Here is a 22,380-nt window from a genome sequence, read left to right as displayed (position 1 = left end):
GATGGCCCGCAACCTCATCGCCGCGCTGTCGCTGTTCGTCGCCCTGATCCTGCAGGTCAGTGTGGTGAACAGGCTGCTGTTCTCGTGGGCGCCGGACCTGGTGCTCCTGACGGTCGCCGCACTCGCGACCAGGCGCGGGCCCGTGCCCGGCGCGGTGATCGGCTTCTGCGGAGGGCTCGCCTACGACCTGCTGCCGCCCTCCAACCACACACTGGGCGAGTACGCACTGGTCCTGTGCTTCCTGGGCTACGCGGCCGGCCGTGTGGGAGAGCGCCTGCCGCTGCCCGCGGTGGCGGCGTGCGCCGTGATCGCGCCCGGCATGGTGGCCGGTCTGGGCGCGCTGCTCGGTGCCCCGGGGATCACGTGGCCGGTGCTGGCCACGGCCTGGCCCCGGGCCGCGATCTGCAATCTCGTGGCCGCTCCGCTGGTGCTCCGGGCGGTCAAGGTCATGCACGGCGGCCATCGGAGGCGCGCGGGCGGTGGCGAGCTCGTGCCGAGCTGGAGACGGGGGACGGCATGACACGTTTGCGGGGGCGCCTGCTCGTCCTGCAGGTGCTGGTCATCGCCATGATCGTGGTGCTCGTCGTCCGGCTGTGGCAGGTCCAGGTGGTGCAGGGGTCGCGGTTCGTCACGGTCGCGACCGAGACGCGCACCCGCGAGGTGCGGGTCCCCGCCCTGCGGGGGGCGATCCTCGACTCCTCCGGCCGCCCGCTCGTGCGCAACCGTACGACGCTGGTGGTCTCCGTGGACCGCGGCCGGCTGGAGCGGATGCGGGACGGCGGCGACGCGGTGCTCCGTCGCCTGTCCGCCGTGCTGAAGGTGCCGCTGTCGAAGCTGAAGCAGGAGATCCGGGCATGCGGGCCCGGCGTCAGCCGCCCGTGCTGGCCCGGCTCGCCGTACACGCCGATCCCGGTGGCCAACAACGTCAACCCCCGGGCGGCGCTGCAGATTCTGGAACGCCAGGAGGACTTTCCGGGCGTCACGGCCGACATCCAGGCGCTCCGCGACTATCCGAACGGCAAGGACGCCGCCCAGCTCCTCGGCTACCTGCAGCCGGTGACGCAGAGCGAGCTGGAGAAGCGGGAGGGTCTCAAGGCCAACTACTCGGGTGTCGACCTCACCGGCCGCGACGGGCTGGAGCGGACCTACGACTCGGCCCTGCGCGGCGCACCCGGCCTGCGCAACGTCCAGGTCGACCGGATGGGCAAGGTCATCACGGTCAACCAGCAGTCCGACCCGGTTCCCGGCGACATCCTGGTGACCAGCATCGACGCCAACGTGCAGCGCATCGTCGAGAAGTCGCTCGACCAGGCCATGCAGGAGGTGCCGAACTCGGACGGTGCCGCCGGTGTGGTGCTCGACGTGAAGACCGGCCGCGTGATCGCGATGGCCAGCCGGCCGACGTACGACCCCAAGGTCTGGACGGGCGGCATCGCGGAGAAGGACTACCGACGCCTGCTGTCGGACAAGTCGGGCAAGCCGTTGGTGTCGCGCGCGATCGCCGGCGAGTACGCCCCGGGCTCGACTTTCAAGATCAGCTCGGCGTCGGCGATGGTCGCCGACGGTCAGCCGCTGCACGGCACCTACCAGTGCCCGGGTGCCTACACCGTCGAGGGCCGGTCGTACCCCAACGCGGGCGGCATGAGTCTCGGCGCGATCTCGCTGCACGAGGCGCTGGTCAAGTCGTGCGACACCGTGTTCTACCGGGCCGGGTACGAGGAGTGGCTGCGCGACGGCGGCAAGACGCCCAAGTCCAAGGTCAAGGAGCCGATGCCGAACATGGCGAAGGCCTACGGCTTCGGCCGCCGTACGGGCATCGACCTGCCGGGCGAGTCCGCGGGGCGCATCCCCACCCGGGGGTGGAAGCGCGACCTGTGGAACTCCACCAAGGACGAGATGTGCAGGCGGGCCAAGACCGGCTACCCGGAGATGAAGGACCAGAGCCGGGCCGCGTTCGCCAAGCGGCTGGCCCACGAGAACTGCGTGGAGGGCGCGATCTTCCACGCCTACGAGGCGGTCAACCTCTCGATCGGCCAGGGTGACGTGCTCGTCACCCCCCTCCAGCTCGCCCGGGCGTACGCGGCGCTGCTCGGCGACGGCAACGTGCGCAGCCCGCGGATCGGCTGGGCGCTGATGCGTCCGGACGGCACGCTGAAGCAGGAGATCCCGGTCCCGGTCGAGGGACACCTGCCGGTCAACGACGAGACGCGCGAGTACATCCGTAAGGCGCTCAGCGAGGTGCCCTCGGACGGCACGGCGGCGGGCGCGTTCCGCGGCTTCCCGTTCAACATCGTCAAGATCGGCGGCAAGACCGGTACGGCCGAGGTCTACGGCAAGGAGGACACGTCGTGGTTCGCGTCCTTCGCGCCCGCGGACAATCCGCGGCTGGTCACCGTGGTCATGGTGGCGCAGGGCGGCTTCGGCGCCTCGACCGCCGCGCCCGCCGTGCGGCGCATCTGGGAGGGCATCTTCGGCCTGAGCAAGGGGGACAACGGCAAGCCGGTCAAGCCGGCGCTTCCGGACGGCAAACCGGTGACGCGGCTGCCGGCCATCAGCCGCGACAACACGCAGTGAGGCGGGCCTGCCATGACTGAGGCCATCGGAATACGGCGGAGGTCGTTCGCGAGCCGGGTCGTCGGGCGAGGATCGGTCGTCTGGCGGATGGACTGGTTGCTGTTCGGGGCGGTGGTCGCGCTCAGCGCGATCGGCACGCTGCTGGTGTGGTCGGCCACCCGCACCTGGTCGTCGATCGAGCCGACGGGCATGGCCAAGAAGCACGTGCTCAACCTGCTCATCGGTCTGGCTCTCTACAGCGCGGTCGCGGTGACCGACTACCGCTGGCTTCGCACGTACGCGCCGGTCCTGTACGGCATCGCCGTCATCGGGCTGATCCTGGTCATCAGCCCGATGGGGTCGACGATCAACGGCCACCACTCGTGGATCCTGCTGGGCGGGGGCTTCGCCCTGCAGCCGGCCGAGCTGATGAAGCCGGCGCTGGTGGTGATACTGGCGCGGCTGCTGGCCCCGACGTCGGAGAAGGGGAAGACCAAGGACCGGCCGAGGGCCGCCGGCCTCGCGCTGTCCGTCGCGGCGGCGGGCGCCGCGGCGGCGCTGGTCATGGTGCAGCCCGACCTCGGCACCACCATGGTGCTGATGGCGACGACCGGTGCGATCATCGTCTTCTCCGGGATACGCAAGCGCTGGGTCGTGGCCGGGGTGCTGCTCACGGGCCTCGGGGCGGTGGCCGTGTGGTCGCTGGGGCTGCTCAAGCCGTACCAGGTGGCCCGGTTCACCGCGCTCATCGACCCGTCCAGCGACCCGCGCGGCGTGGGGTACAACAGCACCCAGGCGCTGGTGGCGATCGGGTCGGGCGAGGTGTTCGGCAAGGGCCTGTTCCACGGCGGCCAGACCACGGGACGGTTCGTGCCCGAGCAGCACACCGACTTCATCTTCACCGTCGCGGGCGAGGAACTCGGTTTCGTCGGGTCGGTCACCGTGGTCGCCCTGCTCGGCGTGGTGCTGCTGCGCGGCGCGCGGATCGCCCGGATGTGCGGCGACCGGTTCAGCGCGCTCGTCTCGGCCGGCATCGTCGCGTGGCTGGCCTTCCAGACGCTCGTCAACGTGGGCATGACGATCGGCATCATGCCGATCACCGGTGTGCCGCTGCCGTTCGTCTCCTACGGCGGCACCGCGACGTTCGCGAACATGACGGCGATCGCCATCCTGCAGGCGATCCATCTGAGATCGCGACCGGTCTGACGTTCTCCGCGTTCTCCGCGTTCCCCGTGTTGCCCGCATGAGAGCCGTCCGCAGGGTGCCGGATCCCCGCTCTCACTGGTGCCCGCACCGCGCGGCGAACACCATGGGAACGGAACAGGTTCGGGGGCTGAACGAACCCTTACGGAGGAACGGTGACTCCGGACGACGAGGCGCGGGAACGCCAGCGCGCCCTAGACCTGCTGCGCACGGCCTTCCCCGACTACCGGATCGTGTACGGCGGCGGGAGGTGGGCCGCCGCGGCCGCGGGCGACCCGCCGACGGTGTGGTTCGCCGAGACGCCGGCGAGCCTGTGCGGCCAGCTCTTCACGGCCCAGCTGCGCAGCGGCGGCACCATCACTCCTCTCCGCTCGGTGGAGAGGGGCTCGCAGTGCGCGAGGTGACCGGTTCGTGACATGTACGGCGTTAGCGTGCGGGTGTCACCACTGGGAGAGCCGATGACGACACCCTCACGCGGCGGGGACCGGTCCGCCATCCAGATCGCCGGCGGCATCCGCGAGCGCACCCTCGCCGCTCTCGGGGAGCCGCCGACGACCGCGGTCTTCCATCAGATCGCCGACGAGATCCACCTGTGCTGCCCGCGGCTGGCCCGTTTCAAGTGCCTGCGGCTGGCGTACGGGTGGACGGTGGAGGAGGCGATCGAGCGCTTCCACGCGATGTGCGACCGCGAGCAGATCAAGCGCAGGGGACTGAGCGAGCGGTCCTGGCGGGAGTGGGAGGCCGGGGCGCGGCCCGACCGCGACTACACCGACCTGCTGTGCCGCCTGTTCGAGACGGGCCCGGTGCAGCTCGGGTTCGCCAAGGACTACACGCCGCCGGAGATGCGCGGCCCCGAGTCCTGGCGGCGGCGTACCGCGCCCGACCTGATCAGCGCCGCCGCCCGGGAGGCGAGCGAGCACGCCGAGCGGGTGGAGACGAGCGAGATCGGCGACAGCGCGCTCGAACGGCTGCGCACGCAGGTGATCTGGTTGTCCCGCCGGTACGTCTGGGAGGCGCCGCTGCCGCTGTTCGTGGAGATGCGGGCGCTGCAGGAGCAGACCCGCAGGGCGCTGGAGCGGCGCGTCCACCCGGCCCAGGCCGGCGAGCTGTTCTTCCTGGCCGGGACGTTGTGCGGGCTGATGGCCAACGCGAGCATGGACATGGGCCGCCGGGTGCCCGCCGACGACCTCGCCCGCGCGGCGTGGACGTACGGCAGGATCGCCGGGCACCGGTCCCTCATGGGCTGGGCCCGCGGCATGCAGGCGTCGGTCGCGCTGTGGGACCGGCGGTACGAGGACGCGGCGGGCTACGCCGAGGACGGCCTCACCCACCTGCACCGGGGCCAGGGCGGCGCGCGGCTGCACATGCTGCGGGCGCGGGCGGGCGCGATGCTCGGCCGGACCCGAGAGGCGGAGGACGACCTGCTCAAGGCGGCGGACGCCCGCGAGGCGGGCACCGGGGACGAGCTGCACGACGGGTTCGCCGGGGAGTTCGCCTTCCGGCCCGCCAAGCAGGCCTACTACACGGCGGTCACGCACCTGCACCTCGGACAGGCGGGCCGGGCGATCGAGCAGGCCCGCGCCGCGCTCGGCCTGTACGCCCGGGAGGACCGCCAGAACCGGTCGTACGGCTGCGAGGCGATGGCCGGGGCGCACCTGGCCGTCGCGCACCTGATGGAGGACGACCCCGGTGGGGCCGAGCAGGCCCTGACGCCGCTGCTGGCCCTGCCGCCGGAGCGCAGGATCGACAGCCTGGCCGAGACTCTGCAGTCCACGGTGCTGACCTGCACGCCGATGGTGCGGGGAGAGCTCGCCGAGCGGCTGGAGGCGTTCTGCGCGACCGGCCTGCCCCAGTCGGCCGCCCGGGCGCTGCCCGAGGCGCCGTCCGAGGCGCCGTCCGAGGCACTGGGCGGCGAGGAGGATCCGCGATGAGTGTCTCCACCGTCGCAGGCACCCCGCCCGCGCTCGCGGAGGCGTGCCGTCGGGCCGGACTCAGCGCCGACGGCGCACGGTTGCTGCGCAGCTTCGCCAACGTGGTCTACCACCTGCCGGGCGAGGGGGTCGTCGTCCGCCTGGCGGAGGCCGGCACCCCCGGCAAGTACGACCGGCTGGTCACCTCGCTCAAGGTCACGCGCTGGCTGCACGAGCAGGGTTTCCCCGTCACGCTGCCGCTCGACGTGCGCCAGCCGCTGGCCGTCGAGGGCTGCCTGGCGACCTTCTGGCACTACGAGGACGGCGCGGACGACGGCGACCCGGTTCCGCTCGGCCGGCTGCTGCGGTGGCTGCACTCCCTGCCGCCGGTCCCGTTCGCGCTGCCGACCTATGATCCCTTCGGCCGCGTACGGCGGGCCGTACGGGCGAGCCTCGTGCTGGACGGCGAGGAGCGCGAGTGGCTGCTGGACCGGTGCGCGGCGCTGGAGGAGGCCTACTACGAGCGCGTCGAGTTCGCCCTGCCGTACGGGCTGGTGCACGGCGACGCGCACCGGGGCAACCTGATCCGCACCGCGGGCCGGATCCTGCTGTGCGACTGGGACTCGGTCAGCGCCGGGCCGCGCGAGGTCGACCTGGTGCCCACCCTGCAGGGCACCAGGTTCGGCCTGTCCGACGCCCAGCGGGACGGTTTCGCCCGCGCGTACGGATGCGACGTCAGGGACTGGCCGGGCTATCCGGTGCTGCGCGACATCCGGGAGCTCCAGACGCTGACGGCCGTGCTGCGCATCGGGCACCGCGACGACCGCGCGCACGCGGAGCTGCGCCACCGGCTGGCCTCGCTGCGCGCGGGCGACGACCGGATCTGGCACCCCTTCTGAGGCCGGAAGATCCGCAGGGGACACTCCCGGGAGCCGATACCCTGGAGGCATGTCTGTCGAGTCGTTGTTTCCCCGCCTGGAGCCGCTGCTGCCCAAGGTGCAGAAGCCGATCCAGTACGTCGGGGGCGAGCTGAACTCGACGGTCAAGGACTGGGACGAGGCGGCCGTCCGGTGGGCCCTGATGTACCCGGACGCCTACGAGGTCGGCCTGCCCAACCAGGGGGTGCAGATCCTCTACGAGATCCTCAACGAGCTGCCCGAGACGCTGGCGGAGCGCACCTACGCGGTGTGGCCCGACCTCGAGGCGCTCATGCGGTCCGAGGGCGTCCCGCAGTTCACCGTGGACGGCCACCGGCCGGTTCGCGCGTTCGACGTCCTCGGGGTGTCGTTCGCCACCGAGCTCGGTTACACGAACCTCCTCACCGCGCTCGACCTCGCGGGGATCCCGCTGGAGGCGGTGGACCGCACCGACGAGGACCCGATCGTGCTGGCGGGCGGCCACGCCGCGTTCAACCCGGAGCCCATCGCCGACTTCCTCGACGCCGCCGTGCTCGGCGACGGCGAGCAGATCGCCATCGCGATCTCCGAGGTGTTGCGCGAGTGGAAGGCCGAGGGCTCGCCCGGCGGCCGTGACGAACTGCTGCTGCGCCTCGCCTCCACGGGCGGGGTGTACGTCCCGAAGTTCTATGACGTCGAGTACCACCCGGACGGCCGCATCAAGCGCGTCGTCCCCAACCGCGACGGCGTGCCGACGCGCGTGTTCAAGCACACGGTCATGGACCTCGACGAGTGGCCGTACCCGAAGAAACCGCTGGTCCCGCTCGCCGAGACCGTGCACGAGCGGTTCAGCGTCGAGATCTTCCGGGGCTGCACCCGGGGCTGCCGCTTCTGCCAGGCGGGGATGATCACCCGTCCGGTCCGGGAGCGGTCGATCACCACGATCGGCGACATGGTCGAGGCGGGGATCAGGGAGTCCGGCTTCAGCGAGGTCGGGCTGCTGTCGCTGTCCAGCGCCGACCACTCCGAGATCGCCGACGTCACCAGGGGTCTCGCCGACCGCTACGAGGGCAGCCAGGTCGGCCTGTCCCTGCCGTCCACCCGGGTCGACGCGTTCAACATCGACCTGGCGAACGAGCTGTCCCGCAACGGCCGCCGTTCCGGGCTCACGTTCGCGCCGGAGGGCGGGTCCGAGCGGATGCGCAAGGTGATCAACAAGATGGTCACCGAGGAGGACCTGATCCGCACGGTCACCACCGCCTACTCCAACGGGTGGCGGCAGGTGAAGCTCTACTTCATGTGCGGGCTCCCGACGGAGGAGGACGAGGACGTCCTCGGCATCGCCGACCTGGCCAAGAAGGTCATCAAGGCGGGCCGTGACGCGACGGGTTCGCGTGATATCCGCTGCACGGTCTCCATCGGCGGGTTCGTGCCCAAGCCGCACACGCCGTTCCAGTGGGCCGCCCAGTGCGACCACGAGACGGTGGACCGCCGGCTGCGCGCGCTGCGCGACGCCCTGCGCTCCGACAAGGAGTACGGCAGGGCCATCGGCTACCGCTACCACGACGGCAAGCCGTCGATCGTGGAGGGGCTGCTGTCGCGGGGCGACCGCCGGGTGGGCAGGGTCATCCGCGCCGTCTGGGAGGACGGCGGCCGGTTCGACGGCTGGAGCGAGCACTTCTCGTTCGAGCGGTGGATGGCGGCGGCGGACCGTGCCCTCGCCGACGAGCCTGTCGACGTGGACTGGTACACGACCCGCGAGCGGGACGAGCACGAGGTGCTGCCCTGGGACCACCTCGACGCCGGTCTCGACCGCGAGTGGCTCTGGCAGGACTGGCAGGACGCGCTGGGCGACGTGGAGGTCGAGGACTGCCGCTGGACGCCCTGCTACGACTGCGGCGTCTGCCCCACGATGGGGACGGAGATCCAGATCGGCCCCACGGGCAGAAAACTGCTGCCACTCACCGTGATCTGACGCTCACGGCCTATCCTGAAAGACGATCGACCGACACCGGAAGGACGACGGAACTCTGAAACCCGTTCCCGACGGGCCCGCGCCCGAACCCACGGTGCAGCGACTGCGTGTGCGCTACGCCAAGCGGGGCCGCCTGCGCTTCACCAGCCACCGCGACATCTCCCGCGCCGTCGAAAGGGCGGTGCGGCGAGCCGGCATCCCGGTGGCCTACAGCGCGGGCTTCAGCCCCCACCCGAAGATCTCCTACGCCGGCGCCGCCCCCACCGGAGTGGCGAGCGAGGCCGAGTACCTCGAGATCGGGGTGAACCGGCCGTGTGACCCGCGGCGGGTTCACGACGACCTCGACGCCTCGCTACCGCCGGGACTGGACGTGCTCGACGTGGTGGAGGCGCGGGACGGGAACCTGGCCGACCGGCTGGAGGGCTCGATGTGGGAGCTGCGGCTCCCCGGGGCCGATCCGGGCGAGGCCGAGCGGGCGGTGAAGGAGTTCCTGGCGGCCGGCCGGGTGGAGGTCGAGCGCCTGACCAAGAAGGGAATGCGGCGATTCGACGCCCGCCAGGCGGTGCGTTCGCTCGCCGTAGTGGAGGGGCCGGGAATTACGGCAGGTCAGGAGACCGTTCAACCGTGTGTCATACTTCGTATGGTTGTTCGGCACGAAACACCTGCCGTCCGGCCCGATGACGTGCTCATGGGTCTGCGTCTCGTGGCAGGCTTCGCGCCGCCGTCACCCGCAGCGGTGACCAGGCTGGCGCAGGGGCCGCTCGACGCGACCGGTGAGCCCGCCGACCCGTTCGCCTTCGACCGGGCAGGCGGAGACCGATAAGACTTGCCGCCGAGGCGCCGACAGGAAGCCCGGCGGACCGCGAGAGACGAGAGCCTTCGCGCGGCGCGGCAACGTGCCCGGAGGCTGACGGGAGAGCGCCCGCATGCTCGACAACGAGCCCACTGACGGGGCTGTGAGCCTTGACGGTGATACGACAACAGAAGAACGCGGCCAGGCCGGGGGAGACGCGGTTTCCTCCGGTCCGTCCGGCGTGTCCGCGACGCCGCGCCGCCGGTCGGCGAGCCGGCCGGCCGGGCCCCCGCCCGAGCCGGACGACCTGCCGCCGCCGGTGACCACGGTGGTCGCCGCCGACGTCCCGGTGACCGCCGAGCCCGCCGACGAGACCTCCGCGCCGCCCGCGCAGGAGGAGCCGGTCGCGCAGGAGGAGCCGGTCGCGAAGGAGCGGCCCAAGCGGGTCACCCGCCGCCGCACCAAGACCGCCGAGGCACAGGTCACGGAGACACAGGTCACGGAGACACAGGTCACCGAGACGGCCGCCGAGACACCGGCCGCCGAGACGGCCGTTCCGGAGGCGGCGACCGGGGACGACGAGCCGGCCGCGCCGGCCCGGCGTCGCCGCAGCCGCAAGAGGACCGAGGAGACCGAGCCGTCCCCGCAGCCGGAGCAGGCGGAGAAGACGGCGCAGGCCGAGGACACGCCACAGGCCGAGGAACCCGCCGCCCCCCGGCGGCGCCGCCGCGCCCGCGCGGAAGAGCCGGCGCCGGAACGATCCAGGGCGATGCACGCCGCCGAGGCCGAGGTCGCCGCCGCGCTCGGGCTCAACCTCCCCGACGAGGAACCGCTGGACGACGAGCCGCTCGACATCGAGGACATCGACATCGAGGAGGACGGCGGGCGGCCGGACGTGGTGGCCGACCCCTTCGGGCTGTCGGCGCCGCAGCCGTCCGTGCCCTCGGTGACCTTCCAGGCGCCGTCGGCGCTGTTCCAGCCGATTTTCCAGGCCCCCGACCCGTTCGCGGTGCCCGCGCAGAGGCCCGCGTCGCCCGCCGCAGAGCCGGTGCCGGCGGAGGACGAGGAAGCCGAGGAGGCGGAGGAGGCGACCGAGTCCGGCGACGACGAGTCCGAGGCCGACGGCGGCACCCGCAGGCGGCGCCGTCGTCGCGGCGGACGCGGCCGGGGCGCCCGCACCAGGGACACCGAGGACGGCGAGGAGTCCGAGGACGAGGGCGAGGAGCCGCAGGCCGCGTCGGGCGACGAGGAGGACCGCGAGCAGGCGGAGGACGACTCCGAGGGCCAGACCGGCACCCGGCGCCGTCGCCGTCGTCGCCGCCGCGGCACCGAGGAGGCCGAACTGGCCCCCGACGACCCGCCGAACACCGTCGTCCGCATCCGGGCGCCCCGCGCCACCAGGTCCACCTCGGTCGACGAGGTCCAGGGCGTACGGGGATCGACCCGGCTGGAGGCGAAGAAGCAGCGCCGCCGCGAGGGCCGCGAGCTGGGCCGCCGCCGTCCGCCGATCATCACCGAGTCGGAGTTCCTGGCCCGGCGCGAGTCGGTCGAGCGGATCATGGTCGTGCGCCGCCAGGGCGGCCGCACCCAGATCGCGGTGCTCGAGGACGGCGTCCTCGTCGAGCACTACGTCGACCGTGAGTCGAGCCAGTCGTACGTCGGCAACGTCTACCTCGGCAAGGTCCAGAACGTGCTGCCCTCCATGGAGGCGGCGTTCGTGGACATCGGCAAGGGCCGCAACGCCGTGCTGTACGCCGGCGAGGTGAACTTCGACACCGCGGGGCTGGAGGGCCAGCCCAAGCGGATCGAGGCGGCGCTGAAGTCCGGGCAGTCGGTGCTCGTCCAGGTCACCAAGGACCCGATCGGCCACAAGGGCGCCAGGCTGACCTCCCAGGTCAGCCTCCCCGGCCGCTACCTGGTCTACGTGCCGGACGGCTCGATGACCGGCATCAGCCGCAAGCTCCCCGACAAGGAGCGGGCCCGGCTCAAGCAGATCCTGCGCAAGGTCATGCCGGAGAACGCGGGCGTCATCGTGCGCACCGCGGCGGAGGGCGCCTCGGAGGAGGAGCTCAGCCGCGACGTGGCCCGGCTGTCGGCCCAGTGGGAGAACATCCAGCGCAAGGCCAAGTCGGCCAGCCCGCCGGAACTGCTGTCCGGGGAGCCCGACCTGACCGTCCGGGTGGTCCGCGACGTCTTCAACGAGGACTTCAGCTCCCTGGTCGTCGAGGGCGACGAGGCGTGGACGACGGTGGACGAGTACGTCCGCTACGTCGCCCCGCACCTGGCCGAGCGCCTGACGAAGTGGGATGAGGAGACCGACGCCTTCTCCGCCTACCGGATCGACGAGCAGATCGCCAAGGCGATGGAGCGCAAGGTGTGGCTGCCGTCCGGCGGCTCGCTGGTGATCGACCGGACCGAGGCGATGACGGTCGTCGACGTCAACACCGGTAAGTTCACCGGGCAGGGCGGCAATCTCGAGGAGACCGTCACCCGGAACAACCTGGAGGCGGCCGAGGAGATCGTCCGTCAGCTCAGGCTGCGGGACATCGGCGGCATCATCGTGATCGACTTCATCGACATGGTGCTGGAGAGCAACCGCGACCTGGTGCTCCGGCGACTGCTGGAGTGCCTGGCGCGGGACCGGACCAAGCACCAGGTGGCCGAGGTCACCTCGCTGGGTCTGGTGCAGATGACGCGTAAGCGGGTCGGCCAAGGCCTGCTGGAGGCGTTCTCCACGCCGTGCGACTGCTGCCACGGGCGCGGGATCATCGTGTCGACCGAGCCGGTCGAGGCGAAGCCCGAGCCGCGTGGCACGCAGGGCAAGATGGCCGTCGAGAAGGCGGTGGCCGAGAAGCTGGCGGCCAACGAGGGATCGGTGGCCGCGGCGTCGGGCTCGGCACGCGAGAGCGTCACCGACGCCATCGACGCCGATCCCACCAACTCCGACGAGGGCGACGGCTCCGCGCCGGCTTCCCGGGGACGGCGACGTTCCCGCAGGAAGACGGCGGAGTAACGACTTCGTCACCCGGCGATCCGCTCGGTTCGACCTGGGTACCGGATATCCGGTACCCTAGGCAACCGGTGCGCCCGGTGTCGGCGTGCCTGGCTTCGCGCGCCTGCCCGGATCGCCGGTCGTGTAATCGACAGCAGCTGGATGCGGGGCGCGGCATCTCAGCATTTAGCCAGTAGAAGGGTTCCGCGGTGTACGCGATCGTTCGTTGCGGCGGCAGGCAGCAGAAGGTCTCCGTCGGGGACGTCCTCGAGGTGGACAAGGTCGCCGGCGAGGTTGGCTCCTCGGTGTCGCTGCCGGCGGTGCTCGTCGTCAACGACGGCGATGTCACCACCGACGCAGCCACGCTTTCCCGGTTCCAGGTGACCGCCGAGATTCTCGGCGAGACCAAGGGGCCGAAGATCCGGATTCTGAAGTACAAGAACAAGACCGGATACAAGAAGCGCCAGGGTCACCGTCAGCGGTACACCCAGGTCAAGGTCACCGGCATCAACCCCGGACAGTAGTTTCCCGGGGGACGACCCCCGCTTACCCCCGAAAGGGAGTGAATCATGGCACACAAGAAGGGCGCTTCGTCCACCCGGAACGGCCGTGACTCGAACGCTCAGCGCCTCGGTGTCAAGCGTTTCGGCGGTCAGCTGGTGAACGCGGGCGAGATCATCGTCCGTCAGCGCGGCACGCACTTCCACCCCGGCGACAATGTCGGCCGTGGTGGCGACGACACGCTGTTCGCCCTGGCCACCGGCCGGGTGCAGTTCGGCACCAAGCGCGGTCGCCGCGCGGTGAGCATCGTCCCGGCCGCGGAGTAGATCCGCCCCGGACACCAGCAAGCAGCGCGATGAGGCGGATCGAGCATTCGGTCCGCCTCATTCGTTTTTTCATACGGCAGTTAGGGGGAGCGGCTGATGGCCGACTTCGTGGACCACGTCGTCCTGCACATCAAGGCGGGTGACGGGGGCAACGGCTGCGCCTCCATCCACCGGGAGAAGTTCAAGCCGCTGGGCGGGCCCGACGGCGGCAACGGCGGACGCGGTGGCGACGTCCTCCTGGAGGTGGATCCCAACACGTCCACCCTGCTGGAGTACCACCACCGGCCGCACCGCCGAGGGGGCAACGGCAAGCAGGGCATGGGCTCCAACCGGGACGGCGCCAACGGGGAGGACATCGTCCTTCCGGTGCCCAACGGCACGGTCGTGAAGGACGCCAGGACCGGCGAGGTGCTGGTCGACCTGATCGGAGCCGGCACCCGGTACGTCGCCGCGCAGGGCGGCTTCGGCGGTCTCGGCAACGCGGCGCTCGCCAACGCCAAGCGCAAGGCCCCGGGTTTCGCGCTGCTCGGCGAGCCGGGCGACGAGGCCGAGATCGTGCTCGAACTCAAGACGGTCGCCGACGTGGCGCTGGTCGGGTTCCCCAACGCGGGCAAGTCGTCCCTGATCGCGGCGCTCTCCGCGGCCCGGCCCAAGATCGCCGACTATCCGTTCACGACGCTCATCCCCAACCTCGGCGTGGTGACGGCGGGCGAGACCGTCTTCACGGTCGCCGACGTGCCGGGGCTCATCCCGGGGGCGTCCGAGGGCCGGGGTCTCGGCCACGAGTTCCTGCGGCACGTCGAGCGCTGCTCGACGATCGTGCACGTGCTGGACTGCGCGACGATCGAGCCCGGGCGCGACCCGGTCACCGACTACGAGGTGATCGAGGCCGAGCTCGCGGCGTACGGGACGTTGCAGGACCGGCCGCGGCTGGTCGCGCTGAACAAGGTGGACGTGCCCGACGGCCGGGACCTGGCCGACATCGTCACGCCCATGCTGGAGGAGCGCGGCCTGCGCGTCTTCGAGATCTCCGCGGCCAGCCACGAGGGCCTGCGGCCCCTGGCGTTCGCGATGGCGGAGATGGTGGCGGCGGCCCGGGCGCAGGCCCCGGTCGAGGAGCCCACGCGGCTGGTCATCCGGCCCAGGCAGCTCGGCGAGACCGGCTTCTCGGTGCGGCGCGTCGACGAGAACCGCTTCCAGGTGACCGGCGAGAAGCCCGAGCGGTGGATCCGGCAGACCGACTTCTCGAACGACGAGGCCGTCGGCTACCTGGCCGACCGCCTTGAGCGGCTCGGGGTCGAGGAGGAGCTGATCAAGGCCGGTGCGGCGGCCGGCGCCGAGGTGATCATCGGCCCGATGGAGGGCGGCTACGTCTTCGACTGGCAGCCGTCGCAGGGCACGGAGGCGACCATGGGCCCGCGCGGCACCGACGCGAGGCTCGGCTGATCGGGGAGACGGCGTGACAGGCAGGGAACGGATCCGCGAGGCCGCGCGGCTGGTGGTCAAGGTGGGGTCGTCGTCGCTGACGACGTCCCGCGGCACGATCGACGTCGACCGGGTGGACGCGCTGGTCGACGTGCTGGCGGCCCGGCGCAAGACCGGCACGCAGATCGTGCTCGTGTCGTCCGGCGCGATCGCCGCCGGGCTCGGGCCGTTGGGGCTGCGCGACCGGCCCAAGGACCTGGCGACCCAGCAGGCGGCCGCCTCGGTCGGGCAGGGCGTGCTGGTCGCCCGCTACACCTCCTCCTTCGCCAGGTACGGCCTGCGGGTGGGGCAGGTGCTGCTGACGGCCGACGACATGATGCGCCGCATCCACCACCGCAACGCCCAGCGGGCGCTGGCCCGGCTGCTGGAGCTCGGCATCGTGCCCGTCGTGAACGAGAACGACACGGTGGCCACCGATGAGATCCGGTTCGGGGACAACGACCGGCTCGCGGCGCTGGTGGCCCACCTCACCCACGCCGACGGGCTGGTGCTGCTGTCGGACGTCGACGCGTTGTACGACGGCGACCCGCGCAAGGACGGCGCCACCCGCATCGCCGAGGTCCGCGGGCCCGAGGACCTGGAAGGCGTCGAGCTGGGCACCTCCGGCCGGGTCGGCACCGGCGGCATGATCACCAAGGTGGAGGCGGCCCGCATCGCGACCGGGGCGGGCGTCCCGGTCGTGCTCACCGCGGCGGCGCACGCGGCGCAGGCGCTCGCGGGGACCGACATCGGCACCTGCTTCCACCCGGGGGGCCGGCACCCCGGCACCCGGCTGCTGTGGCTCGCCCACGCCACGACCGGCCGGGGCCGCCTGCACCTGGACGCCGGCGCGGTCGAGGCCGTGGTCGGGCGGCGCAAGTCGCTGCTGCCCGCGGGCGTCGTGAAGGTCGAGGGCGACTTCGCCGCGGGCGACCCGGTCGACCTGTGCGCGCCGTCGGGGGCCGTCGTCGCCCGGGGTCTGGTCAACTATGACGCGGGGGAGATCCCCGACCTGCTCGGCCGCTCCACCCGGGAGCTCGCCAGCACACTCGGCCCGGAGTACGAGCGCGAGCTGATCCACCGGGACGACATCGTGATATTGGAGCCTGTTCACCACCACAAGTGACGGAGCGCGAGGCAATGTCTGAGGCAGAGGAATTTCTGAAGGTCGCGCGGGCGGCGCGGGACGCCGCGACGGTGCTCGCGCCGATGCCGCGCGCGCCGAAGGACGCGGCGCTGCGGGCCGTGGCCGACGCCCTTGAGGCCGCCACGGACGAGATCGTCGCGGCCAACGCCGCGGACGTGGACCGGGCCAGGGAGAACGGCACCTCGGAGGCGATGATCGACCGGCTGCGGCTCGACGCCGACCGGATCGCCACGATCGCCGCCGCCGTCCGTCAGGTGGCGGACCTGCCCGACCCGGTCGGCGAGGTCGTGCGCGGCGGCACGCTGCCCAACGGCCTGGAGCTGCGTCAGGTGCGGGTGCCCCTCGGCGTCATCGGCATCATCTACGAGGGCCGGCCCAACGTGACCGTGGACGCGGCCGCGCTGTGCCTCAAGAGCGGCAACGGCGTGCTGCTGCGCGGGTCGTCCAGCGCGTACTCCTCCAACACGGCGCTGGTGCGCGTCATGCAGCAGGCGCTGGCGGCGACCGAGGTGCCGGCGGACGCCGTGCAGCTCGTGCCGGGCCAGACCCGCGAGTCGGTCAAGCACCTGATGCGCGCCCGCGGCCTGGTCGACGTGCTGATCCCGCGCGGCGGCGCCTCGCTGATCAACAGCGTGGTCGAGGAGTCGACCGTGCCGGTCATCGAGACCGGAGTGGGCAACTGCCACGTGTACGTGGACGCCGACGCCGACATCGACACCGCTCTCAAGATCCTCGTGAACGCCAAGGCGCAGCGGCCCTCGGTGTGCAACGCGGCCGAGACGCTCCTCGTGCACTCCGCCATCGCCGACGAGTTCGTCCCGAAGGCGCTGACGGCGCTGAAGGACGCGGGCGTCACCGTCCACGGGGACGAGCGGGTGCGGGCCTACGGCGCCGACGTCGTGGCCGCCACCGAGGAGGACTTCACCACCGAGTACCTCTCCCTCGACATCGCCGCCGCCGTGGTCGACTCGCTGGACGACGCCGTCGCGCACATCCGCAGGTACGGCTCGGCCCACACCGACGCCATCGTGACCCGTTCCCAGCAGGCCGCCCGCAGGTTCGTGGCGACCGTGGACTCGGCGGCGGTCGCGGTGAACGCCTCGACCCGCTTCACCGACGGCGGGGAGTTCGGCTTCGGGGCGGAGATCGGCATCTCCACCCAGAAGCTGCACGCCCGCGGCCCGATGGGGCTGCCGGAGCTCACCTCCACGAAGTGGATCTACACCGGCGAGGGTCACATCCGCGGGTGACGCTCAGACGCGCGTGAGCATGGGACGCGAGCCGAGGCCCGCGTCCCTGGCCCGCAGTGCGGCGTCCACCCGGCTCGGCGCCTCCAGCTTCGTCAGCAGGTTGCTCACGTGGTTGCGCACGGTCTTGGTGGCCAGGCACAGCTCGCGGGCGATCTCGGCGTTGGACCTGCCGTCGGCCAGCCGCTCCAGGATCTCGTGCTCCCTTTGGGTGAGGCCGGGAAACGGGCTGCGGGACGGCGGCGTGGTGAGACGGTCCAGGAGCCGGGGCGCCAGCCCGCCGCCGAAGACCATCTGCCCGAGGGCCACGGACCGGACCGCCGCCGCGATCTCCGCGGGCTTCGAGTCCTTCAGCAGGTAGCCGTACGCGCCGGCGCGCAGCGCGCTCAGGAAGCCCGACTCCCCGTCGTCGTCGCCCAGCGCGAGCACCCGTACGGCGGGGCAGCGGCGGCGCAGGGAGTCGAGCCCGTCCAGCATGGCCAGGTCGACCAGCAGCACCCGCGGCGACAGCCGTACGCACAGGCGGAGGGCGTCGAGGTCGTCGCAGGCGGTGCCGGCGACGGAGAGGCCGTCCGCCTGCGCGGCTTCCTGCTGCAGGGCGAACCGGATCCCCTCGACGAACAGGGGGTGGTCGTCGGCGATCACGACGGTGATCGCGCCGGAGGAGTCAGTCATCGTTCATCTGTCTTCGTCTCGCCGATGGGGAGCGCGGCCCTGCGGTCCGGCCGTGGTCGTCGTGGACAGACTGCCGGGGCGGGCTTGTGAGCCGGTTGGCAACGGCTTGTATGCGGCATCGACGGCGCGCCTCCGCCGATTCGGGCGGCCGGACCGCTATGGTTGGCGCTCCTATGGCTGGACGTCTCGGGCGGGTCGGCCCCTACACGCTGCAGGAGCGGCTGGGCCGGGGTGGCATGGGTGAGGTGTACCTCGCCGTCGGCCGCCGGGGCGACCGCGTCGCGGTGAAAATGCTCCGCGACCCCATAGAGAACGATCCGGACGCCCGGTTACGCCTCGAACGCGAGGTCCGGGCGCTGCGCCGGGTGGAGAGTCCGTACGTCGCCCAGGTGCTCGACGCCGACCTGTCCGGCGACCGGCCGTACCTCGTGATGGAGTACATCGAGGGGGAGAACCTCCTCGACGCCGTACGGCGGCGCGGGCCGCTGCAGGAGTCCAGGCTCATCGCGCTGGCGCATGGCCTCGCGGCCGCGCTGGCGATCATCCACGCAGCCGGGGTCGTGCATCGCGACGTCAAGCCGGCCAACGTCCTGCTGGGCGAGGACGGGCCGGTGCTGATCGATTTCGGCATCGCCCAGGTGCTCGACGCGACGCGGGTCACGATGACCGGCACGTTCCTCGGCACGCCCGGCTACTGCGCGCCCGAGGTGTTCTCGGACGAGACGGTGGGGGAGCCTGCGGACGTCCACGGCTGGGCCGCCACCGTGGCGTTCGCCGCCACCGGACGGCCGACCTTCGGGCGGGGCACGGCGGAGTCGCAGATGTACGCCGTGCTGAACGGCAAGGCCGATCTCGTGGGGGTCCCCGCGGCCCTGCTGCCGCTGGTGCGCGCGGCGCTGCACCGCGACCCGGCGCGCCGTCCCACCGCCGCCCTGCTGGCCGACCGCCTGTCCCGGCTCGCCCGGGTCAGCGAGACGTCCACCGCCGAGCGCGTCGCGGACCGCGTCGCCGACAGGGTCGGGGCGGAGGCGGTCGCGCGGGTCCGCGCGGAGGCGCCCGCGCGTACGGCGGCGGGAAGGACCGCGGAGCCGGCGGCCAAGGGCCAGGCCGCGGAACGTCCACGTGGGCGCGGCGGGACGGGTACGCAGGCCCGGCCCACCGGCGGCCGTGCGGACACGCACGCGCCCGAGGGGGCGCTCGGCATCCCCACGGGGAACGCGGCCCTGGTCCTGGTCGCCCTGCTGGCCGTCCCGTGCGTGGTGGCGTCGGTGGTCTACCCGCTCGCGACCTTCGCGATCACGGCGGCCTTCGCCGTGGTGACCAGGGCCGTGTGGACCAGCCACTGGCTGGTGCGCAGCCGCAGACCCGGCCGCGCCCGCGCACTCCTGCGCGCGCTGGCGTTCCCGCTCACGCTGGCGGGTTCGCTGCTGTCGGCCGTCGCGTGGCCGGGGCTGCCCGCCGCCGCGGCGGCGTTCGCGGCGCTGTGGGCGGGCTCTGGGGCGCGGCTGGAGCCGGAGTGGTGGACGCGGCCGGTGCCCGTCACGATCGCCGGCGTCGCGTTCGGCGTCGTCAGCGGCGCGATCATCGGCCGGGAGATCGAGCGCGCGGGAGCGGCCATTCCCGGCCTGCGGCGGGAGGGCCTGCGCGCGCTCGCCGTCCTGGGCGGTTTCGTCGCGCTCTGCGCGGCGGCCGTGCGCGTCGTGGCCTTCTTCTTCTGACGGTCGCGGGCAGCCCGCGGGCGCGTCCCGGGGTCAGTTCTCGCGGCGGGCGAAGCGGTTGAAGATGCGCTCGCCGGCGTTGACCGCGCCCTCGGCGACGTCGCGCAGCACGCCGATGAACGGGTCCTGCGACTGGGCCCAGGACTCGCGGTAGGAGTTGGCCGCAGCCTTGATCTCTTCGGTGATCCTGGCGTTGGCGTCGTCCTCCCGCCGGGGGTAGTCGCCCGCGATGATGCGCTCGTACTCGCCGCTGCGACGCCACCGGTCGAGCTCGGCGACCCGGGTCACCGCGAACGGGTGGGTCGTGCCGAGCATGTTGAGGACCTTCAGCAGGCCGTCCCGCACGTCGCCGGCGGTGTCGTACTCCCTGGCCTGGTCGAGGAACGCCTCGATGTTCATCTCGTGCAGGCGCGAGCCGCCGGCGAGCTTCATGAGCGCCCGCAGCGCGGCGTCGGGGTCCTGCCCGGCGAGCAGGCCGCCGCGGTCGGCGGACATCTCCGCCTTGCGCTGCCATTCCTCCAGGGCGGCGACGATGACCCGCAGGCCGATGTAGCCGAGCGGGATCCAGGCGACCCGCGTGGCCAGGCGGGTCAGGATCGCGAGCATCGTGCCGTAGACGGCGTGGCCCGACAGGATGTGCGAGGTCTCGTGGCCGATGACGAAGCGCAGCTCCTCGTCGTCCATCAGGTCGAGCAGACCCGTCGAGACGATGATGAACGGCTCGTCGAAACCGATCGCCATCGCGTACGCCTTCGGGTCCTGCTGCACGTAGATCTCGGGGATCTTGTGCAGGTCGAGGATGTAGGCGCTGTCGCGGCCCATGTCGTGCAGGGCGCGGAACTGGGTGTCGGTGGTGCGCACCGCGGAGGCCAGGAACATCAGACGGAGCCGGCGCTCGCTGAACAGGCCGGACGTGCGCTTGAGCACCGCGTCGAATCCGGACAGCGAACGCATCGCGACCAGGGCGGAACGGTCGGCGGGATGCTCGTAGGCTCGTGAGCTGATGCCGGTCAGCTGCACGCGGTTGCGATCGGGAGTGGTCATGTCCCGCATGCTATGTCTCACGGGCCGGACGCGCGCGGGACGCCGTGAGGAGCCCGGGCCGTCAGGCCAGGGGCCGGTTTCGGATATGGTCCGGTAGGCGCGTTATCGTCCGTGCATGCGAAACGGGACGGCGATCCGGCGACTGGGCGTGATGGGCGGGACCTTCGACCCGATCCACCACGGCCACCTGGTGGCGGCCAGCGAGGTGGCCCACCACTTCGATCTCGACGAGGTGGTGTTCGTCCCGACAGGCCGGCCCTGGCAGAAGGCCGAGCAGACCGTGTCCTCGACCGAGGACCGCTACCTGATGACGGTGATCGCCACCGCCTCGAATCCCCGCTTCTCGGTCAGCAGGGTGGACATCGACCGGCCCGGCCCGACGTACACGATCGACACGTTGCGGGACATCGCCGCGGTGTACGGCCCGGAGGTGGAGCTGTACTTCATCACCGGCGCCGACGCGCTCGCGCAGATCCTCAGCTGGCGCGACGTCGACGAGCTGTTCACCATCGCGCACTTCGTCGGCTGCACGCGGCCCGGCCACACGCTGAAGGACCCCGGCCTGCCGGCGGGCAAGGTCAGCCTGGTCGAGATCCCGGCCCTGGCGATCTCCTCCTCGGAGTGCCGCGACCGGGTGGCCGCCGGGGAGCCCATCTGGTATCTGGTCCCCGACGGCATCGTGCAGTACATCAACAAGCGCCATCTGTACCGCGATCCGGAGTCCTGACGGCTCGCCGCCGTTCCCGCAGGCCGTACGTCGCGGCGAGCGCGCCGGCGAGCGCCGCCGCGTACAAGACCGGACGGTAGGAGGTCAGGACCAGGAGCCCGGCGCCGAGCGCCATCCCCACAGCGGTCGGGACGAACAGCACGGTGTTGGCGGTGGCGGACACCGTGGCCAGCAGGTCGCGGGGTGTGATCCGCTGCACGGCGGTGAAGGCGGCGACCAGCACCCAGGGCAGGCCCAGCCCGGACAGCAGGCTCGCCGCCGCCACGACGGGCTCCCAGGGGGCGGCGCGCAGTGCCACCGAGACGGCGAAGAGAAGCCCTCCGGCGGCGGACAGCCGCGCCTCCCCGGCCCGGCGCAGCACCGGGCCCGCGATCAGGCCGCCGAGGACCGTGCCGCCGCCCTGGATCGCGGACAGCACGCCGGTGAAGCCCGGCTCCCGGTGCAGGCCGTGGTCGACCACGGCGAAGACGGCCGCGCCGTTGACGCCGGAGGCCAGCATCAGCACCGCGCCGGACAGCACGAGGCGGCGCAGGAGCGGGTCGCCGAACAGGAAGCGCGCCCCGTCCGCCGTCCGGGCCGCCCAGCCGCGCGTCGCAGGGGCGCGCGACCCAGCTGTGCCCGGCAGGCGCAGTGAGCCGAGCAGCCAGGCGCCGGCCGCGAAGGTGGCCGCGTCGAGCGCGACCACCGCGTCGCCGCCCGCGACGGTGAACAACCCGGCGCCGAGCAGGGGCGCGGCGAGGCGGGTGCCCTCCGACGCGCTCATGCGCAGCCCGTTGACCGCGGGCAGCAGCGCCTCCGGCACGGCCGCGGGCAGGACGGCCGCCTCCGCCGCGTCGAGCAGGACGAAGCTCACGCCGTACAGCACCAGCACCGCGAACAGCAGCCAGACCTGCGCGGGGGAGCGGACGAGGAAGAGCAGGCAGAGTGTCGCGCCCATCACGACGTTCGTCCAGATCAGCACGGGCCGGGCGCCGAGGAGATCGACCAGCGCGCCGAGGGCCGGCCCGGCGGCCGTCGGCGCCCAGAAGCAGAAGGCGGCGAGACCGGCGAGGCTGTCCGACCCGGTCAGCGACTTCACCCAGATGCCCGCGACCAGGGACATGGCCATGGTGCCGAAACCGGAGACCACGACGGCGCTCAGGTAGCGGCGGGCGTTGCGGTCGGCGAGAGCGGCTTTCACGACGACCGATGATCGCCGCAAGCAACCCC

General features: G+C 72.3%; 19 protein-coding genes. 16 read left to right on the top strand and 3 right to left on the bottom strand.

The features are described from left to right. Position 1 precedes the first annotated feature (1 nt). The 14 genes from mreD (at position 2) to HHX30_RS26685 (ending at position 17,010) form a co-directional block, all read left to right on the top strand. The gene (gene mreD / locus HHX30_RS26750; RefSeq protein ID WP_169984799.1) at positions 2-520 is read left to right on the top strand and encodes a rod shape-determining protein MreD; all 519 of its coding nucleotides are present in this window, start codon (positions 2-4) and stop codon (positions 518-520) included. After that, positions 517-2,574 (top strand): penicillin-binding protein 2, encoded by a 2,058-nt coding sequence (mrdA, locus tag HHX30_RS26745; protein ID WP_169984797.1) that lies wholly within the window; start codon positions 517-519, stop codon positions 2,572-2,574. The genes mreD and mrdA overlap by 4 nt, the downstream gene beginning before the upstream one ends. 12 nt (positions 2,575-2,586) lie before the next feature. Further along, positions 2,587-3,759, top strand: a complete 1,173-nt coding sequence (gene rodA / locus HHX30_RS26740; protein ID WP_169984795.1) for a rod shape-determining protein RodA — start codon at positions 2,587-2,589, stop codon at positions 3,757-3,759. A 152-nt stretch (positions 3,760-3,911) separates the two neighbouring features. Continuing rightward, the gene (locus HHX30_RS26735) at positions 3,912-4,160 is read left to right on the top strand and encodes a hypothetical protein (protein ID WP_169984793.1); all 249 of its coding nucleotides are present in this window, start codon (positions 3,912-3,914) and stop codon (positions 4,158-4,160) included. Between the two features lie 54 nt (positions 4,161-4,214). Then, positions 4,215-5,687: a hypothetical protein gene (locus HHX30_RS26730; protein WP_169984791.1), complete on the top strand. Its 1,473-nt coding sequence runs from the start codon at positions 4,215-4,217 to the stop codon at positions 5,685-5,687. Next, positions 5,684-6,565 (top strand): phosphotransferase enzyme family protein, encoded by an 882-nt coding sequence (locus tag HHX30_RS26725; protein WP_169984789.1) that lies wholly within the window; start codon positions 5,684-5,686, stop codon positions 6,563-6,565. Before HHX30_RS26730 ends, HHX30_RS26725 begins: the two co-directional genes overlap by 4 nt. Before the next feature lie 49 nt (positions 6,566-6,614). Then, entirely contained in the window at positions 6,615-8,537 is a 1,923-nt protein-coding gene (locus tag HHX30_RS26720; RefSeq protein WP_169984787.1) for a TIGR03960 family B12-binding radical SAM protein, read from the top strand. Between the two features lie 94 nt (positions 8,538-8,631). Continuing rightward, entirely contained in the window at positions 8,632-9,360 is a 729-nt protein-coding gene (locus tag HHX30_RS26715; protein WP_169984786.1) for a TIGR03936 family radical SAM-associated protein, read from the top strand. A gap of 103 nt (positions 9,361-9,463) precedes the next feature. Continuing rightward, the gene (locus tag HHX30_RS26710) at positions 9,464-12,343 is read left to right on the top strand and encodes an Rne/Rng family ribonuclease (protein ID WP_169984784.1); all 2,880 of its coding nucleotides are present in this window, start codon (positions 9,464-9,466) and stop codon (positions 12,341-12,343) included. 188 nt (positions 12,344-12,531) lie between these two features. Next, entirely contained in the window at positions 12,532-12,846 is a 315-nt protein-coding gene (rplU, locus tag HHX30_RS26705; protein ID WP_030505848.1) for a 50S ribosomal protein L21, read from the top strand. 45 nt (positions 12,847-12,891) lie between these two features. Then, complete coding sequence (rpmA, locus tag HHX30_RS26700) at positions 12,892-13,149, top strand: 50S ribosomal protein L27 (protein ID WP_030505847.1); 258 nt, start codon at positions 12,892-12,894, stop codon at positions 13,147-13,149. Positions 13,150-13,245: 96 nt separating this feature from the next. Then, positions 13,246-14,595, top strand: coding sequence for a GTPase ObgE (obgE, locus tag HHX30_RS26695; RefSeq protein ID WP_169984781.1), 1,350 nt, complete (start codon positions 13,246-13,248; stop codon positions 14,593-14,595). A 13-nt stretch (positions 14,596-14,608) separates the two neighbouring features. After that, positions 14,609-15,739 (top strand): glutamate 5-kinase, encoded by a 1,131-nt coding sequence (gene proB / locus HHX30_RS26690; protein WP_310742154.1) that lies wholly within the window; start codon positions 14,609-14,611, stop codon positions 15,737-15,739. Between the two features lie 14 nt (positions 15,740-15,753). Beyond that, positions 15,754-17,010, top strand: a complete 1,257-nt coding sequence (locus HHX30_RS26685; protein WP_169984779.1) for a glutamate-5-semialdehyde dehydrogenase — start codon at positions 15,754-15,756, stop codon at positions 17,008-17,010. A gap of 3 nt (positions 17,011-17,013) precedes the next feature. Here the strand turns inward: HHX30_RS26685 and HHX30_RS26680 are convergent, their stop codons facing one another. After that, positions 17,014-17,682: a response regulator transcription factor gene (locus HHX30_RS26680; RefSeq protein WP_169984777.1), complete on the bottom strand. Its 669-nt coding sequence runs from the start codon at positions 17,680-17,682 to the stop codon at positions 17,014-17,016. A 173-nt stretch (positions 17,683-17,855) separates the two neighbouring features. Between HHX30_RS26680 and HHX30_RS26675 the strand changes: the two genes are divergently transcribed. Continuing rightward, positions 17,856-19,400, top strand: coding sequence for a serine/threonine-protein kinase (locus tag HHX30_RS26675; protein ID WP_169984775.1), 1,545 nt, complete (start codon positions 17,856-17,858; stop codon positions 19,398-19,400). 33 nt (positions 19,401-19,433) lie between these two features. Here HHX30_RS26675 and HHX30_RS26670 read toward each other — a convergent pair whose 3' ends face one another. Beyond that, the gene (locus HHX30_RS26670; protein WP_169984773.1) at positions 19,434-20,453 is read right to left on the bottom strand and encodes a M48 family metallopeptidase; all 1,020 of its coding nucleotides are present in this window, start codon (positions 20,451-20,453) and stop codon (positions 19,434-19,436) included. 106 nt (positions 20,454-20,559) lie between these two features. Between HHX30_RS26670 and nadD the strand changes: the two genes are divergently transcribed. Then, on the top strand, positions 20,560-21,171 hold the full coding sequence (nadD, locus tag HHX30_RS26665; RefSeq protein WP_169984771.1) for a nicotinate-nucleotide adenylyltransferase: 612 nt from the start codon (positions 20,560-20,562) through the stop codon (positions 21,169-21,171). On the opposite strand, the gene HHX30_RS26660 is transcribed toward nadD, so the two are convergent. Next, on the bottom strand, positions 21,134-22,351 hold the full coding sequence (locus HHX30_RS26660; RefSeq protein ID WP_169984769.1) for an MFS transporter: 1,218 nt from the start codon (positions 22,349-22,351) through the stop codon (positions 21,134-21,136). The two genes, nadD and HHX30_RS26660, sit on opposite strands and share 38 nt — an antisense overlap. Between the last annotated feature and the right edge of the window lie 29 nt (positions 22,352-22,380).

The sequence above is a fragment of the Microbispora sp. H10836 genome (genome assembly GCF_012999525.1).
Taxonomy (GTDB): Bacteria; Actinomycetota; Actinomycetes; order Streptosporangiales; family Streptosporangiaceae; genus Microbispora.
This window is presented reverse-complemented; position numbering and strand designations above follow the sequence as displayed.